We start from the raw sequence: 16,008 nt of genomic DNA on the forward strand, positions 1-16,008 counted from the left end.
GGCATCCTCGGCGCCGCGGCGGTGTTCGCAGTGGCGATCCCGCAGACGGCGAGCGCCGCGGTGACCAGACTCGGCGCCACCCCCGACATGAACTTCGGCATCGCCACCAATTACGGCAGCGGATGCAGTTACACGCTGCAGGCGAATGTCACCGATCCGGTCGCGCCGGTCACCTTCTACGACAACGGAGCTCCCATCGGCGTGGCGCCGCCCGGCGGCGCGTATGCGCTCATCACGTGGGTTCCGGCGGTTCCGGGGCAGCACACGCTCAGTGCGGTGCAGGCCGGCCAGCCGGCGCAGATGCCGGCGGCGACGCTCGTTCTTCCGGTCGGCACCGGCATCCACCTTGGGTATGCCTGCCTGGTCGCCGGCGGTTAGGGCTCACCCCGGCGAATGAACTCCGCCCGCGCCCGGTAGCCCCGCGTCGGCGGCGAGGACGGCCAGGGCCGACTGTAGTGCGGTGCGCTGTGCGGCCGTCAAGGACCCGGTGAATTCGCGGTCGAGCCGCCGCGCCCGCTCCTCGGTCGCGGCGAGCAATGCGCGCCCGTGGTCGGTGAGGGTGAGGATCTGGCGCCGGCGGTCGTCCGGATCGCGATCGCGACGGACCGCACCGAGTCGTTCGAGATGGTCGGCCAGGGCGACGACCAGGCTGGGAGCGACGCCCAGCCGGGTCGCCAGATCCTGTTGTGAGGCGGCGACGCCGTGATCGAGAGCGACCAGCACGCCGACGTGTTTCGGCTTGAGATCCAATTCCTCGATCGCCACGGCGAACCGATCGGTCACGATCGCGCCCAGCGTGCCGAGGCGGAAGGCGATCGTCGCGGGAACCGCGGTCTTGACGTGCGTCACGCCCACGAGTATATCTTTGCCTGAACGATTCAGACTGTGAATGATTTGTGGGGAGAATGATTATGGTGGTGTTGGCTGTGGTCGCCAATTCGCTGGTGGCCGTGATTTCCGGTGTGTCGTGCCTGATCGGCCTGGCGCGACCGCGTCTGGCCCTGGCGGAGGGGGAGGAGCTGACCTCGGCGGCGACGTTCTTTCTCGGCGCCTATGCCGCGCGGGCCCTGCCGCTGAGTGTGGTGACCGTGGCCGTGCTGGTCGCGGGAGGCGAGGCGGCCACGCTGCCCGTGCTGGTGATCGCGGGTCTGGCCCAAGTGGGCGACGCGATCATCGGTGTGCGCCAACGGAATACGCCGATGGCGATCACCTGCGTCGGATTGGCGGCGGTACACCTGGCCACGGCGGTATGGCTGTTCGCGCGGTGAACGGCCATACCGCCGGGGGATGCGCTCGGTGATCTCAACCGACCCTGCTGGGAAGCTCGTGCCGCTCGAACGATGCTGTGCCACCGGCGGTTTCGTTCGCGCCGAGTTCGACCTCGTCGGCCCCGGCCTCGGGGCCTTCCGGTCGCAAGCCGAACAGGGCGGCCAGCACGGTCGCCGCACACGCGGCGGCGCCGACCCAGAACGCGACGGTGAACTGACTCTCTTGCGGCAGCGGCAGATGCGGCAGCAGTTTCGCCGTCAGCAGGGTGGTGATGATGGCGCTGGCCAGTGAACTGCCGACAGTGCGGGAGATCGAATTGATGCCGTTGGCGATTCCGCTCTGGTGGTGCGGGACGCTCGCCGCGATCAGCGCGGGCATCGCCGCGTAGGCGAAGCTGATCGCGACGCCGATCACCACGCTCGCGGCGATCACCGAACCGGTCGCGTCGTGTGCCAGTGCCAGCCCGCCGAATCCGGCCGCACCGATCGCGCCCGACAGGGCCAGCACGCGACGCCCGCCCAGCCGGCCGACCAGGATTCCGCCGGCCGGCGCGGCCAGCATCGACGAGAGTGTCGCGGGCAGTAGATATTCGACCGAGGCGCGCAGGATCGAGGCGCCGAATCCGTAGCCGGCCACCCGTGACGGCATCTGGGCCAGATATGACACGCCCATGAACTGCATGAACATCGCGAATCCGATGAACATGCCGGACAGATTGGTGAACAGCACCGGCCGGTGGGTGAACATCCGCAGATCGACCAGCGGGGTACGCACACGACGCTCGGTTACCACCCAGGCCACCGCCGTCGCGACCGCGCCGGCGAAGCAGGCGATCGTGCTCGCGGAGGTCCAACCCCATTCGTGCCCTTGAGAAATGGGCAGCAGCAGCAGGACCAGGAAGCCGCCGAGCGTGACCGCGCCGGGCAGGTCGACGCTGCCCGGATGCCGCTTACCCGTGGCCGGCACCGCCACCGCGGCCGCGGCCAGTGCCACCACCGACAGCACCGCGGTGAACCAGAACACGATGTGGTAGTCCGGGTCGGCCCCCTTGGTCAGCAGACCGGTCGACACCAGGCCGAGGCCGCCGCCGAAACCGAGTGTGCCGCTGACGATCGCCATCGCGTGATGCAGGCGCCGAGCCGGAATCTCCTCCCGGAGGACGGCCAGGGCCAGCGGGAAGATCGCCGTCGCGACGCCCTGCAGCACCCGGCCGACCAGCAGCACGCTCAGAGAATTCGCCAGTGCCGAGACCGCGGAACCGGCCGTGGCCACCGCGAGCACGCCCAGCAGGGTGGGCTTCTTGCCGTAGAGGTCGCCGATGCGGCCCAGCAGCGGCGTGAAGACCGCGGCCGACAGCAGGGTCGCGGTGGTCACCCAGCTCACCGATGTGGTCGAGACCTGCAACTTCGTCGCGATCAGGCCCAGAATCGGCACGGCCTGAGTCTGCATGACCGTGACGATCATCGCCGCGAAGGCCAATACGCCGGTCAGCAGCGAACCTCTGCGCTCCACAGCCACCTCCAGAAAATTGAAGACCTATATGTTTGAAGACCTCAAGTATTTAAGGAGTCGTTGATAGCCGTTGTCAATCGTTTGGGTAGCATCGGAGCTATGTCACCGGACACAGCGCAGAGCCCGCTGGCATTGCTGATCGCGCGCTTCGTCTCGGCCTACCTGCAGGATTTCCTGACCGCGGCCGAGGGGCACGGGCTCACGCTGACGCAGGCCAAACTGCTGCTGGCGCTCAACGAACCGCCCGCCGAGCTACCCATGCGGGTACTGGCCGACCGGATGGCGTGCGACCCGTCGAATCTGACCGGTGTCGCCGATCGCATGGAATCGCGCGGTCTGGTCCAGCGCACGGTGAATCCCGCTGATCGGCGCGTCAAATACCTGGTGTCCACCGATGCCGGCCGTGAGCTGGCCGCGCAGATCCGCGGCTCACAGGTGCGCGCGTACAAGGCGCTGGCCGAATTGGCGCCGGAGGACGAAGAGGTGCTGCGGGAGTTGCTGGAACGTCTGGTTCCGAAACTCGAGAACGCGGATTAGCGCCGCGGCGGCACTGCTCTCAGGAGGCGAATCGTCCGCTGCGCAGCGCGCTTTCGCGGTGCTGCGGCGGAAAGCCCGGACCCAGCCGAGCCGATACTTCGGCGTGCCGCAGCGGTTCTCCGCACTGTGCGCACACCACTTCGGCGTGGGTGTCGTGCCCGCAGGTGTCGTGGTGGACGACCACCGGCGGTCCGGCTTCCGGGGCGAGCCAGCGGTCACCCCAGCGCATCATGGCCGTGAGCACCGGGAAGAAATCGCGTCCCTTGTCGGTGAGGCGGTATTCGTAGCGGACCGGACGATCCTGGTAGGGGACCTTCTCCAGCATCCCCTCCTCGACCAGCCGCGTCAGGCGCTGGGTGAGGACATTGCGGCTCAGGCCCAGCGTGCGTTCGAAATCGTCGAAACGCGTTGTGCCGTAGAACGCTTCGCGCAACACCAGCGGCGTCCACCAGTCACCGATCAGATCGACCGTGCGGGCGACCGAACAGGGCCAGGTGGCGAAGGTGGTGCGCTTCATGTACCCACCGTATCGATCCGGGCGGGCACGTACTTGTGCCACGGGGTGCCGACCCATTCGTCGCGATCGTCGAAAGCTGTCAACTCGTTGGGGGCGGCCCCGCTGGTGAGGACCTCGTCCGCCTCGACGACGGACAGGCCCAGGCCGTTGGGCAGCGCCAGATGTCCGCTGCGCATGCGGTCGGTCGGCTCGACGGTCACCTGCGCACTGCCGTTGCGGGTGGTGAGCCGCACCTCGTCGCCGGAGGTCAGGCCCAGCCGGAGGGCATCGGCGGTGCTGATGCGCAGCGCGCCTGCGGGGTCGCGTTTGCGCCAGGCCGGATCGCGCATGATGGTGTTGGCGGTGAAGGCGCGCCGCTCCCCGGCGGCCAGGACGAACGGCCAATCGTGGTCCTCGTCCGGTGCGGGGAGTGCGGCCAATGCCGACAGCAGTTCCGGAACGGCGAGCCGGACTTTGCCGCCGCGCACCCGGTTCCAGGTCTCGTCGACCTCGTCGTCGGTGATGACGACGCCGTGTTCGCCGGTGAGGATCGCCTCGAACAGCCGCTCCCCGGCAGCGAGGCCGGTGCCGTAGCCGGCTCGCTCCACGCCGGCCGGGTTCTTTCGGGCGCAGGTGTAGGCGGCGCCCCACAACACCGCGGCGGCAGCGGCGCCGTCGGGCAGTGTCGGGCCGAGGGTGCGGTAGAGCAGGATCGGAGCCAGCTTCGCCTTCGCCGGATCGGCGAGGACGGCGAGAAATGCCATGGCGAAGGCCTCGCGGCCCTGGTCGAGCGCCGCGCGCAGCGGCCGGTAATCGTCCTCGGTCAGCGCCCCGGCGGCCTCGACGAGCCGGGCGTGAATCTCGGGTTCGGCGAGGACGCCGGGCGGAGCCGCAAGCACCGGATGCCTGAGGTGGAAGATGTTGCGAGGGAATTCGAAGTTGAAGAAGGTCGCCTCGTACTTCTCGAACTGGGTCGGCGCGGGCAGGACGTAGTCGGCGGCGCGAGCGGTTTCGGTCATCGCCACGTCGATGACGACCACCAGTTCCAGCGCCGCGAGTGCGTCGCGCATCCGGGCCGAATCCGCCAGTGAGTGAACAGGATTGGCGCTCTCGACGATCATCGCCCGATAGCGGGCGGGATGGTCGGTCAGAATCTCCTCGGTGATCACGTTGCACGGCACCAGTCCGCTGATGATGCGCGCGCCCACGACCGGGCTGCGCGGCCCGGCGTCGGCGGGATGGCCGCGATCGTGCCCGATCGCCGCCATTCCGGAGAAGGCGTACTGCGTCCCGGGCTTGCCGAGGTTTCCGGTGAGCAGCCAGAGCAGTTTCTCGACGTAGCTGACCAGTGTCGAGTGGCGGTTCATCTGGACGCCGAGGTCCTCGAGCGCGGCGACCGAGTCCGCCGCTGCCATGCGGTGAGTCGCCGCGGTGACCAGGCCGATCTCGACATCGGCCAGGGCGCAGTACTCCTCGATCGGCACCGTGCGCAGCACCGCCGCCACCTCGTCGAAACCTTCGGTGCGCGCGGCCAGCCAGTCATGGTCGACCAGGTCGTCGCGGATCAGGATCGCCGCCATCGCCGCCAGCAGATAGATATCGGTGCCGGGGCGCAGTTGCAGATGGAAATCGGCCAGTTCGGCGGTCTCGGTGCGGACCGGGTCGAGCACGATGATCGAGCGCTGCGGATCGCGCGCGATCTCCTTCAGTACCGAGCGGGCGCGCGGGAAACCGTGGGACTGATAGGGATTCTTACCGATGAACAGCGCCACCTCGGCATGTTCGACGTCCGAGCGGACCGGATGGCCGGTCATCCGAGCGCCGACCCAGAAGTCGCCGGTCTTCTCCTGGGCCAGCGCGCTGGATCGATAACGCATGCCGTAGGCGGCCATGGTGGCCGGAGCGTAGGCGCCGCCGAGATGATTGCCCTGGCCGCCGCCACCGTAGTAGAAGATCGATTCGCCGCCGTATTCGGCGCCGATCTCGCGCAGACGCGCGGAGATCTCCGAAATAGCGGTGTCCCAATCGATTTCGGTGAACGATCCGTCGGCGTTGCGGCGCAGCGGCGCGGTGAGGCGGCCGGTGCGCCCGTTCTGATACCGATCCAGTTGCAGAGCCTTGTTGCAGGTGTAGCCCGCCGAGGAAGGATGCAGCTTGTCGCCGCGAATCTTGTCGAAGCTGCGGCCGTCGGCGCCCAGCAGCACCTGGATGCCGCAATTGCACTCGCACAGGATGCATGCCGTCGGATGCCAGTCGGTCATGAGAGCAGCGTAGAAGAGTTAGTTCACAAACGCTACCCACAAATCGGGCCGACTGCCGCTGGATCGTGCCAGGCTTGGACCGGGGCCGATGAGTTTGTCCGTCCGGCGCCGTCGTACCGGTGAGAGAACGCAATCCCATCCAGAGGAGCGATCATGTCCTACACCTTCGAACCCGGAGATCCGTGCTGGATCGAGTTGTTCACCGCCGACACCGATCGAGCCGTCGATTTCTACGGCGAGCTGTTCGGCTGGACCGCCGAGAGCGACGAGCAGTACGGCGGGTACATCACCTTCCGCAAGGACGGCAATGCCGTCGCCGGCGGGATGCGCAACGACGGCACCGACGGTGCGCCCGATCAGTGGACCGTGTATCTGACCAGCGTCGATGTCCATGCCACCGCTGCCTCCGCCGCCGAGCACGGCGGCCGGGTCGTGGTGGAGCCGATGGCCATCGGCGACGTGGGCAGTATGGCCGTCCTCGCCGATCCGTCCGGTGCGGGCGTCGGTGCGTGGCAGCCCGGCGTCCACCGCGGTTTCGGTTCCTTCGGCGTCGCCGGTGGCGGCAACTGGAGCGGGCACGTCGGGTACCCGTCGTGGTTCGAACTGCACACACCGGCCTATGCCGAGGCGTTGACGTTCTACCGCGAGGTGTTCGGCTGGCGCGATCCCTTCACCGTCGGTGATTCGCCCGAGTTCCGTTACACGACAATTCATTCCGCGACGCCGATGCTCGGTGGCGTGATGGACTCGGCGGCGTATCTGCCCGCGGGATCTCCCGGCGGGTGGCGCGTCTACATCGGCGCCGAGGACGTCGACGCGACGGTGAAGCAGGCGGTGAGCCTGGGGGGTTCGGTCGAATCCGAGCCCGAGAACACGCCGTACGGGCGGTTGGCCGCGCTGCGCGATCCGAGCGGTGTCGCGTTCAGCGTGGGTGGTAACGCGTCCTGACATTTCATTACCCGTCCGGTAATCGCGCCGGGGGAATGGTCGTCGCTACCGTCGAGGTTGTCCCGAGCGGTCGGGAACGCGGTACGAGATGTGGGAGCGATGATGTCGGACGAACGGGCGCTGGTGATCGGCGGCGGTGGGGTGGCGGGTATCGCCTGGGCGAACGGCGTGATCGCCGGGTTGGCCGATGCGGGCATCGATCTCACCGCCGCCGATGTGTACATCGGCACGTCGGCGGGCGCCAATGTGGTGGCACAGCTGACCAGCGGGCTGACGCCGGAGGAGCTGTTCCGCCGCCAGATCGACCCGGCGCTGCAGAGCGCCGAGATCGTGCCGGAGGGCAATCCGCTCGAGGGGGTGTGGGAGACGATCAACCAGATCATCACCGAGAGCGACGGCGATATGGCCGTGGCGCGGCGGCGACTCGGCAACCTCGCCCTGGCGACCGATACCGTGCCGGAATCCGCCCGGCGCGCGGTGATCGAATCGCGGCTGCCGGTGCACGAATGGCCCCGGCAGCGGCTGCTGATCACCGCCGTCGACGCCGGCACGGGTGAACCGCGCGTGTTCGATCGCGACTCCGGGGTCGCGCTGGTCGACGCGGTGACAGCCAGTTCGGCGGTGCCGCTGGTCTGGCCGCCGCACACCGTCGACGGCGTGCGCTATACCGATGGTGGCGTGCGGACCAGTGTCAATGCCGATCTGGCGGCCGGATTCGACCGGGTGCTGATCATTGCGCCGCTGCCCGATCCGGCGCTGGACGGTGAGATCGCGGGACTCGTCGAACGGGGCGCGCGGGTGGAATCGATCGTCCCCGACGAGGCCGCGATCGCCGCCTTCGGGGCGAATCCGCTCGACACCGCCTCCCGCGTGCCGTCGGCGCATGCCGGTCGGGTGCAGGGAAAGTCGGCGGCAGCGCGGATCGCCGAACTGTGGGGCTAGGCGGCGTTTCGGGGTCTTGACCCGCAGCGCCGACGTCGCGAACCGATTCCGCGGTGAGCGGCTCGGTATGTGATCCGCCTCGGGATCGGCGCGCAGCCGTCCCGGTACGATGTCACGACGGGCTGCGGTCGTTCAGGCCCGGCTGGCGGCGAGTGCCTCCTGTGCGGCCGGGAGGGCTGCGGCTCGGTCACTGTCGACGAGGCCGATCCGGGTGCGTCGATCCAGCAGGTCGCTCTCGTCCAGCGCGCACTCATGAGTTGTCGCATAAGCGAATTCGGCGCGCAGGACGTCGATACCGGGTGCGACCGGTTCGGCGAGGTCCGGATTGTCCCGCAGTGCGGCGAGCACCTGGGTGGCCTGATCTCCGTATCGTTCGACCAGCACCCCGGGTGCCGCGATCCGGTCGCGTGAGCGTCCGGACACCGCTCCTACCAACGGAATTCGCTTGGTCCGGCAGGGGGCGGCGGACAGGCCGGCGGCGGCTACGGCGGCATCGACCGCATCCTCGGCCATCTGCCGGTAGGTGGTCAGCTTGCCGCCGACGATGGTGATCGGGCCGCCGGGGGAGTGCAGGACCGCGTGCTCCCGCGAGATGTCGGCGGTGGAATCCTCGGCGGTGCGCAGCAGTGGCCGCAGGCCGGCGAACGACCCGCGGATATCGCTGCGCCGCAACGGTTCCCGCAACACGGTGTTCACCGTGTCGAGCAGGAAATCGACCTCGGAGTCGGTGGGCTTCGGTTCGTCCGGAACCGGGCCGGGTGCGTCCTCGTCGGTCAGGCCCAGATAGACGCGGCCGTGCGCGGCCGGGAAGGCGAAGACGAAACGGCTGGTGCTGCCCGGAATCGGCACGGTCAGCGAGGCGGTGAGCCCGCCGAAGGCCGCGGCGTCGAAGACCAGGTGGGTGCCGCGGCTGGGCCGCAACTCGATGCTCGGATCGACCTGGTCGGCCCACACCCCGGCCGCGTTGATCACCGAATGTGCTCGTACGGACAGGGTTTCACCGGTCAGCACATCGTGCAGGACCGCGGACTCACCGGTCACCTGCTCGGCGCGTACCCGGGTGAGCACGGTCGCGCCGTGCGCCGCGGCGGTGCGCGCGATCGTCACCACCAGTCGCGCGTCGTCGACGAGCTGGCCGTCCCAGGCCGTCATCCCGCCGCGCAACCCGGCGCGGCGCAGTGTCGGCGCCAGCCGCAGCGCTTCGGCCGCGGCGACCCGGCGCGATCGCGGCAATACCCTCGGCGAGGTTCCGGCGCTGCGCCGCAGCACATCTCCGGCCAGGAAGCCCGCGCGGACCAGCAGTCGCTGCGGCAGGGAACCGCCGGAGAACGACGGAACCAGCTGCGGAATCGAGCGAGTCAGGTGAGGTGCGGTGGTGGTGAGCAGGATGTCGCGTTCCACCGCGCTCTCGTGGGCGATTCCGACCCCGCCGGAGGCCAGATAGCGCAATCCGCCGTGGACGAGTTTCGAACTCCACCGGCTGGTCCCGAAGGCCAGATCGTGGGCCTCCACCAGGACGGTTCGCAAGCCGCGAGCGGCCGCGTCCAACGCCACCCCCGCACCGGTGACACCGCCGCCGACGACCAGGACGTCGATGCGGTCCGCATCGCCGAGCGCCTGCAGTTCACGGCCGCGGCGGGCGGCGTTGAGTGCCGAATCTCCCGCGGTGTCGCCGAGCCCGTGGCCCGCCGTCGATGCGCTCTCGTCGAGCATGCGCTGTCTCGCTCTCTGTTTTCGGGACTAGTCGGTATCGGGACGCAGGTACCGGTCGACGACGCGGGCGAGCTCGACATCGAGCCCGGCGTCGTCGAGCAGATGGCTGACCGTGCTCGCCGACTGCACGGTGGACTGGCCGATCAGCAGCAGCATGGTGGCCAGGTGGTCGGGATCGCCGGCGCGGATGGAACCGTCGCGTTGTCCCTCGCGCACAGCGGTCGAGAACACCTGGATCAATTGCCGCTGGTTGCGGCCGAGCCGGCCGAACACGTAGGTCAGCATCAGGTCGGTGTCGATGCGGAAGATCTTGGCGAACAACGGGTTCGAGCGAATCTCGGCCGCGCCCGAGACGATGCCCTCCACCAGGCGCGCGCGGGCCGGACCTTCGGTGGGAATGCTCGCCGCCACGATCTCGCTGAGCTCCCGGACCAGCAGCTCGGCGATCAGCGACCGGGTGTCGGGCCAGCGCCGGTACACCGTGGGGCGACTGACGCCGGCGCGCCGGGCGACTTCACTCAGCGTGGTCCGGCGTACACCGAACTCCTCGACACAGGCGCGTCCCGCCTCCAGGATCGCCAGGTCGATGGCCGGCACTTCGCTATCGGGGCCGGGGGATTCGTTGGGCTCCATCAACAACTCACCAATCGATCCGTATTCGTCAACTACGTTCATGTTCGTTACTGCTTGACAGTCTATGTCAGACTGTAACGCATGGTCGACACGCGACAGGACACATCGGCAGTACAACCGGAAAACTCGACGCCGGGCGAGTCGTCCGATCGCCCGAGTATGGTCTGGGATGCCTGGGGCATCGCCTCGGCGCATGCGCCGCTTCCGGACCGGATCCGGACCCTGGTGGCGCAGGTGTTCGGAGTGTCCGGGGACCCGGTGGCCCGTCGTGATGAGGGCGACGTGCCGCTGCGGGAATCCGGCTTGACGGCCGCGCATCGAGCGGGGCTGTCGGCGGTGGTCGGTGCGGATCGAGTGTCGACCGACCACCGCGACCGGTTGTTGCACGCGGGCGGCAAGAGCACCCCCGACCTGCTGCGCCGCCGCGCCGAAGCGCCGCAGGACGCACCCGACGCCGTCGTCTTTCCCGCCGACCACGACCAGGTGCTGGCCGTTCTGGCCTACTGCGCCGAGCAGGCCGTCGCGGTCGTCCCCTTCGGCGGCGGCACCAGTGTGGTGGGCGGGGTGGAACCCGCGCGGGGTCGCTTCGCCACCGTGATCGCGCTGGATCTGCGGCGCCTCGACGGACTGTCCGACGTCGACCCGGTGAGCGGTACCGCGACCCTGGGCGCCGGGCTGACCGGACCGCAGGCGGAGAAGCTGCTCGCCGGCCACGGCCTGTCGCTCGGGCATTTCCCGCAGAGCTTCGAATACGCGAGCATCGGCGGCTTCGCGGCCACCCGATCCTCGGGCCAGGCCTCGGCCGGCTACGGCCGCTTCGACGACATGATCATGCGCCTGAAGGTCGCAACACCCACGGGCACAGTCGATCTCGGTCGTGCGCCCGCCTCGGCCGCCGGACCCGATCTGCGCGAGTTGTTCGCCGGATCCGAGGGCACGCTCGGTGTCATCACCGAGGTGACGCTGCGGGTGCATCCGATTCCGGAGACCACCGCCTATCAGGCGTGGTCGTTCCCGGACTTCGTCACCGGGGCCGCCGCGCTGCGCGCCGTGGTACAGAACGGCGCGGCGCCGACCGTGCTGCGCCTGTCCGACGAGGCCGAGACCGGGCTCAATCTGGCCCGTTCCGGTGATATCGGCGGGGCGTCGGTCGGTGGCTGCCTGGCCGTCACCACGTTCGAGGGCACCGCGGCCCATGTGGCCGCGCGGAGTGCCGAGGCCTCGGCACTGCTCGCCGCGGCCGGCGGCACCGCACTCGGTGAACAGCCGGCGCGGGAATGGGAACACGGCCGTTTCGCCGCGCCGTATCTGCGCGATGCGCTGCTCGACATCGGCGTGCTGTGCGAAACGCTCGAGACGGCGACCAGCTGGTCGAATGTCGAGCGGCTCAAGGCAGCGGTCACCGCCGCACTCACCGAATCGCTCGGCGCACAGGGCACTCCCGCGATGGTGATGTGCCATATCTCGCATACCTACCCGACCGGCGCCTCGCTGTATTTCACCGTCGTCGCCAAACAGGCCGACGATCCGCTGGCGCAGTGGGCGCTGGCCAAACGCGCCGTCGGTGACGCCATCGCCGGAAACGGTGGCACCATCACCCACCACCACGCCGTCGGCGCCGACCACCGGCCGTGGATGTCGGCCGAGATCGGCGACCTGGGCGCGCGCATCCTGCGCGCGGTCAAGGACGCCGTCGACCCGGCGGGAATCCTCAACCCGGGCAAGCTGATTCCATGACCGCCATCCGATCGGTCGCGCTGGTGACCAACCCGCACTCCGGCCACGGCCGGGGACTGGCCGCGGCCGCCGCGGCCGCCGCCCGCTTCGCCGAACGCGGTGTGCGGGTACGCGAGATCCGCGGTGCCGACGCCGCGGAAACCGTTCGCCTGATCCGGGATTCGGTGCGGGGCCCCGAGTGTCCCGACGCAGTCGTCTGCGCGGGCGGTGACGGACTGGTCTGCGTCACGCTGCAGGCCATCGCCTCGACCGGGGTGCCGCTGGGGCTGCTGCCCGGTGGGACCGGAAACGACCTGGCCCGGGAGCTGGGCGTGCCCGACGACGATCCGCGCGCCGCGGCCGATATCGTGCTCGGCGGTTCCGTGCGCACCATCGACCTCGGCGCGATCGAATCCCGGCCCGACCCCGAGCACGCTCAGGGGTGGGCGGCCGGCATCGAACCCGCGATCGCGCATCGGCCCATGCGATTCGCCACCGTCGCCGGCACCGGCTTCGACGCGCGAGTGACCTTGCGCGCCAACAGCATGCGCCGGCCGAAGGGCTCGCTGCGGTACTCCTTCGCCGCCGTGCCGGAACTGCTCGGGCAACTCGGGGTGCCCTACCGCATCGAACTGTCCGGCGAGCCGGGTTCGGCCGGTGATCGCGTCTTCGAGACCGAGGCCGTGATGGTGGCGGTCGGCAACACCCGGACCTACGGCGGGGGCATGCTCATCTGCCCCGACGCGATCGTCGACGACGGCCTGCTCGACCTGACCGTGGTCGGCGCCATGTCGCGGCTGCAGATGGTCCGTCTGCTCCCGGCGCTGGCCGCCGGCAAGCGCGTCGATCATCCGGCGGTCGGGCACTATCGGGCCCGGACCATCACCCTCACCGCCGCGGTACCGGCGACCGCCGACGGCGACCCGGCGGGACTGCTACCGGCTACCTTCCGCGCCGAAGCCGGAGCGCTGGCGATACTCGTGCCGTGACCCGCCGCGCGCAGGCGGGGCGCGGCCTCCGCATCTCGGCGGCGAATCTGCGAGCATGCTGAGTGGCAAACCCGCACCTGCACAACGGATTCGGGCAAAAGCTGAGAATTGCATATGGATTGGTGTATTGCGCCGATCCGGGCGGTAGTCTCGAAGACGTGGGCGGGGTTTTCGGTGTCCCTCATCCGCCGAAAACCCCGCCCTACATCTTTCTCCGGTGCCGTGTGCAGGGCCCTGTCGAGTGCTCCTGCTCAACTCCGTAGAATCGCACGGTGACCAGCGCAGCCCCTGATAACTCGCGAAATCGTGCCGACGCCCTCCCCAAGAGCTGGAACCCCAGCGATGTAGAGGCCGACCTGTACGAGCGCTGGGTAGCGGCCGGTTACTTCACCGCCGACCCGGCGAGCGAGAAGCCGCCCTATTCGATCGTGCTGCCGCCGCCGAACGTCACCGGCAACCTGCACATGGGCCACGCCTTCGACCACACCCTGATGGACCTGCTCACCCGCCGCAAGCGGATGCAGGGCTACGAGGTGCTGTGGCTGCCCGGTATGGACCACGCCGGTATCGCCACCCAGACCGTGGTCGAGAAGCAGCTCGCCGTCGACGGCAAGACCAAGGAAGATTTCGGCCGCGAACTGTTCGTCGACAAGGTCTGGGATTGGAAGCGCGAATCCGGCGGCGCCATCCAGGGCCAGATGCGCCGCCTCGGCGACGGCATCGACTGGAGCCGCGACCGCTTCACCATGGACGACGGCCTGTCCCGCGCGGTGCAGACCATCTTCAAGCGACTCTACGACGCCGGGCTGATCTACCGGGCCGAGCGCTTGGTGAACTGGTCGCCCTCGCTCGAGACCGCCATCTCCGACGTCGAGGTGAAGTACGAGGACGTCGAGGGTGAGCTCGTCTCGCTGCGCTACGGCTCGCTGAACGACGACGAACCGCACGTCATCGTGGCCACCACCCGGGTGGAGACCATGCTCGGCGATACCGCGGTCGCGGTGCATCCGGACGACGAGCGATACCGGGCGCTGATCGGCACCACCGTGTACCACCCGATCACCGGTCGCCAGATCCCGATCGTCGCCGACGACTACGTCGACCCCGAATTCGGCTCCGGCGCAGTGAAGATCACCCCCGCGCACGACCCCAACGACTTCGAGATCGGCCTGCGGCACAACCTGCCGATGCCGACCATCATGGACAAGACCGGCAAGATCGCCGACACCGGAACCGAATTCGACGGGATGGACCGGTTCGAGGCGCGCGTCAAGATTCGCGAGCGGCTGGCCGACGAAGGGCGCATCGTCGCCGAGAAGCGTCCGTACGTGCACAGCGTCGGACACTCCGAGCGCTCCGGCGAACCGATCGAACCGCGCCTGTCGATGCAGTGGTGGGTGAAGGTCGAATCGCTGGCCAAGGCCGCCGGTGACGCCGTACGCAACGGCGCGGTGAAGATCTACCCGGCGAGCCAGGAACCGCGCTGGTTCGAGTGGGTCGACAACATGCACGACTGGTGCATCTCACGGCAGCTGTGGTGGGGCCACCGCATCCCGATCTGGTACGGCCCCGAGGGCGAGATCGCGTGTGTCGGCCCCGACGAGCAGGCGCCCGAGGGCTGGGTGCAGGACCCGGATGTCCTCGACACCTGGTTCTCCTCCGGCCTGTGGCCCTTCTCCACGATGGGCTGGCCGGACGCCACCCCGGAACTGGCGAAGTTCTATCCCACCAGCGTGCTGGTCACCGGCTACGACATCCTGTTCTTCTGGGTGGCCCGGATGATGATGTTCGGCATGTTCGTCTCCGACGATCCGGTCATCGCCGCCGGTAAGGATCCCGGACGGCAGCAGGTTCCGTTCGACGACGTCTTCCTGCACGGCCTCATCCGCGACGAATTCGGCCGCAAATACTCCAAGTCCAAGGGCATCGGTGTCGACCCGCTGCTGTGGATCGACGAATTCGGCGCGGACGCAACACGTTTCACCCTGGCCCGGGGCGCCCAGCCGGGTAGCGACCTGTCGGTCGGTCCGCCGCACGTGCAGGCCTCGCGCAACTTCATCACGAAGCTGTTCAACGCCAGCAAGTTCGCGCTCATGAACGGGGCCGCGCCGGGCGAACTGCCCGAACGCGCCACCCTCACCGACACCGACCGCTGGATCCTCGACCGGCTGGACGAGGTGCGTGCCGAGGTGGACGCTGCCTTCGACCGCTACGAATTCGGCAAGGCCTGTGAGGCGCTGTACCACTTCGCCTGGGACGAACTGTGTGACTGGTACCTGGAATTGGCCAAGGTGCAGTTCGCCGAGTCGGAGGAACGGGCCGCGAGCACGCGCATCGTTCTCGGTAACGTGCTGGATTCGGTGCTGCGCCTGCTGCACCCGGCCATCCCGTTCGTCACCGAAACGCTGTGGCAGGCCCTCACCGAGGCCGGCGAGGACGACTCGCTGGTGACCGCCGCGTGGCCGCAGTCCTCGGGTGTCGCCACCGATACCGTTGCGGCGCAGCGCATCGCGGATCTGCAGAAGCTGGTCACCGAGATCCGCCGGTTCCGCAGCGATCAGGGCCTGACCGACAAGCAGAAGGTCGCCGCGAAACTGATCGGCATCGATACCGCCGACCTGACCGGGCTGCACGCGGAGATCGCCACCCTGGCCCGGCTCACCGCTCCGGACGCCGACTTCTCCGCGACCGCCGCGGTGGAGGTGCGCCTGTCCGGCGCCACCGTCACCGTCGAACTGGACACCTCCGGTTCGGTCGACCTCGACGCCGAACGCCGCCGGCTGGAGAAGGATCTCGCGGCCGCGCAGAAGGACCTCGCCGCCACCAGCGCCAAACTCGGCAACGAGGCCTTCCTGGCCAAGGCGCCCGACGAGGTGGTCGCCAAGATCCGCACCCGTCGCGAGGTCGCCGAATCCGAGGTGGCCCGGATCGGGGCGCGGCTGGCGCAGATCACGGAGCCGGCGGCGAAGAAGTGAGCGGCGGCGAAGGATTC

Annotated in this window: 14 protein-coding genes; 8 read left to right on the top strand and 6 right to left on the bottom strand. The window is 68.9% G+C overall.

The window, feature by feature from the left end:
- Positions 1 to 378 (top strand): hypothetical protein (locus NN2_RS37895; protein ID WP_063017675.1); only part of this gene is annotated, 378 nt, incomplete at its 5' end.
- 3 nt (positions 379 to 381) lie between these two features.
- Here the strand turns inward: NN2_RS37895 and NN2_RS29035 are convergent.
- Complete coding sequence (locus NN2_RS29035; protein ID WP_063017709.1) at positions 382 to 849, bottom strand: MarR family winged helix-turn-helix transcriptional regulator; 468 nt, start codon at positions 847 to 849, stop codon at positions 382 to 384.
- A gap of 62 nt (positions 850 to 911) precedes the next feature.
- Between NN2_RS29035 and NN2_RS29040 the strand changes: the two genes are divergently transcribed.
- A complete protein-coding gene (locus tag NN2_RS29040; protein ID WP_063017677.1) occupies positions 912 to 1,268 on the top strand; it encodes a hypothetical protein in 357 nt (118 codons plus the stop codon).
- Positions 1,269 to 1,302: 34 nt separating this feature from the next.
- Here NN2_RS29040 and NN2_RS29045 read toward each other — a convergent pair whose 3' ends face one another.
- On the bottom strand, positions 1,303 to 2,781 hold the full coding sequence (locus NN2_RS29045) for an MFS transporter (RefSeq protein ID WP_245658902.1): 1,479 nt from the start codon (positions 2,779 to 2,781) through the stop codon (positions 1,303 to 1,305).
- 99 nt (positions 2,782 to 2,880) lie between these two features.
- Between NN2_RS29045 and NN2_RS29050 the strand changes: the two genes are divergently transcribed.
- Positions 2,881 to 3,318, top strand: a complete 438-nt coding sequence (locus tag NN2_RS29050) for a MarR family winged helix-turn-helix transcriptional regulator (RefSeq protein WP_030512732.1) — start codon at positions 2,881 to 2,883, stop codon at positions 3,316 to 3,318.
- Between the two features lie 19 nt (positions 3,319 to 3,337).
- On the opposite strand, the gene NN2_RS29055 is transcribed toward NN2_RS29050, so the two are convergent.
- Together NN2_RS29055 and NN2_RS29060 are read right to left on the bottom strand one after the other, a co-directional pair.
- The gene (locus NN2_RS29055; protein WP_030512733.1) at positions 3,338 to 3,835 is read right to left on the bottom strand and encodes a winged helix-turn-helix transcriptional regulator; all 498 of its coding nucleotides are present in this window, start codon (positions 3,833 to 3,835) and stop codon (positions 3,338 to 3,340) included.
- Entirely contained in the window at positions 3,832 to 6,075 is a 2,244-nt protein-coding gene (locus tag NN2_RS29060) for a molybdopterin-dependent oxidoreductase (RefSeq protein ID WP_063017679.1), read from the bottom strand. The genes NN2_RS29055 and NN2_RS29060 overlap by 4 nt, the downstream gene beginning before the upstream one ends.
- A 153-nt stretch (positions 6,076 to 6,228) precedes the next feature.
- Between NN2_RS29060 and NN2_RS29065 the strand changes: the two genes are divergently transcribed.
- Positions 6,229 to 7,023 (top strand): VOC family protein, encoded by a 795-nt coding sequence (locus NN2_RS29065; RefSeq protein ID WP_063017681.1) that lies wholly within the window; start codon positions 6,229 to 6,231, stop codon positions 7,021 to 7,023.
- Between the two features lie 99 nt (positions 7,024 to 7,122).
- Entirely contained in the window at positions 7,123 to 7,965 is an 843-nt protein-coding gene (locus NN2_RS29070; RefSeq protein WP_063017683.1) for a patatin-like phospholipase family protein, read from the top strand.
- Between the two features lie 132 nt (positions 7,966 to 8,097).
- On the opposite strand, the gene NN2_RS29075 is transcribed toward NN2_RS29070, so the two are convergent.
- Together NN2_RS29075 and NN2_RS29080 are read right to left on the bottom strand one after the other, a co-directional pair.
- Positions 8,098 to 9,678 (bottom strand): glycerol-3-phosphate dehydrogenase/oxidase, encoded by a 1,581-nt coding sequence (locus NN2_RS29075; RefSeq protein ID WP_063017685.1) that lies wholly within the window; start codon positions 9,676 to 9,678, stop codon positions 8,098 to 8,100.
- A 27-nt stretch (positions 9,679 to 9,705) separates the two neighbouring features.
- A complete protein-coding gene (locus NN2_RS29080) occupies positions 9,706 to 10,353 on the bottom strand; it encodes a TetR/AcrR family transcriptional regulator (protein ID WP_227462926.1) in 648 nt (215 codons plus the stop codon).
- A 117-nt stretch (positions 10,354 to 10,470) separates the two neighbouring features.
- Here NN2_RS29080 and NN2_RS29085 point away from each other — a divergent pair, with 117 nt between their 5' ends.
- The 3 genes from NN2_RS29085 (at position 10,471) to NN2_RS29095 (ending at position 15,991) form a co-directional block, all read left to right on the top strand.
- Positions 10,471 to 12,048 (top strand): FAD-binding oxidoreductase, encoded by a 1,578-nt coding sequence (locus NN2_RS29085; protein WP_063017711.1) that lies wholly within the window; start codon positions 10,471 to 10,473, stop codon positions 12,046 to 12,048.
- Complete coding sequence (locus NN2_RS29090; protein WP_063017687.1) at positions 12,045 to 13,016, top strand: diacylglycerol kinase family protein; 972 nt, start codon at positions 12,045 to 12,047, stop codon at positions 13,014 to 13,016. Before NN2_RS29085 ends, NN2_RS29090 begins: the two co-directional genes overlap by 4 nt.
- Positions 13,017 to 13,288: 272 nt before the next feature.
- Positions 13,289 to 15,991 carry a valine--tRNA ligase gene (locus NN2_RS29095; protein ID WP_063017688.1) on the top strand — a complete coding sequence of 901 codons (2,703 nt, stop codon included), beginning with the start codon at positions 13,289 to 13,291 and terminating at the stop codon, positions 15,989 to 15,991.
- Positions 15,992 to 16,008 lie beyond the last annotated feature (17 nt).

The organism is Nocardia nova NBRC 15556, from assembly GCF_001613005.1.
Lineage (GTDB): Bacteria > Actinomycetota > Actinomycetes > Mycobacteriales > Mycobacteriaceae > Nocardia > Nocardia nova.

What these genes read in the sequence shown, in the direction of transcription:
- NN2_RS29070 (WP_063017683.1), top strand. Translation starts at nt 7,123, where the DNA reads ATGATGTCGGACGAACGGGCGCTGGTGATCGGCGGCGGTGGGGTGGCG.
- NN2_RS29060 (WP_063017679.1), bottom strand. Translation starts at nt 6,075, where the DNA reads ATGACCGACTGGCATCCGACGGCATGCATCCTGTGCGAGTGCAATTGC.
- NN2_RS29040 (WP_063017677.1), top strand. Translation starts at nt 912, where the DNA reads ATGGTGGTGTTGGCTGTGGTCGCCAATTCGCTGGTGGCCGTGATTTCC.
- NN2_RS29080 (WP_227462926.1), bottom strand. Translation starts at nt 10,353, where the DNA reads ATGAACGTAGTTGACGAATACGGATCGATTGGTGAGTTGTTGATGGAG.
- NN2_RS29055 (WP_030512733.1), bottom strand. Translation starts at nt 3,835, where the DNA reads ATGAAGCGCACCACCTTCGCCACCTGGCCCTGTTCGGTCGCCCGCACG.
- NN2_RS29050 (WP_030512732.1), top strand. Translation starts at nt 2,881, where the DNA reads ATGTCACCGGACACAGCGCAGAGCCCGCTGGCATTGCTGATCGCGCGC.
- NN2_RS29090 (WP_063017687.1), top strand. Translation starts at nt 12,045, where the DNA reads ATGACCGCCATCCGATCGGTCGCGCTGGTGACCAACCCGCACTCCGGC.
- NN2_RS29075 (WP_063017685.1), bottom strand. Translation starts at nt 9,678, where the DNA reads ATGCTCGACGAGAGCGCATCGACGGCGGGCCACGGGCTCGGCGACACC.
- NN2_RS29085 (WP_063017711.1), top strand. Translation starts at nt 10,471, where the DNA reads ATGGTCTGGGATGCCTGGGGCATCGCCTCGGCGCATGCGCCGCTTCCG.
- NN2_RS29065 (WP_063017681.1), top strand. Translation starts at nt 6,229, where the DNA reads ATGTCCTACACCTTCGAACCCGGAGATCCGTGCTGGATCGAGTTGTTC.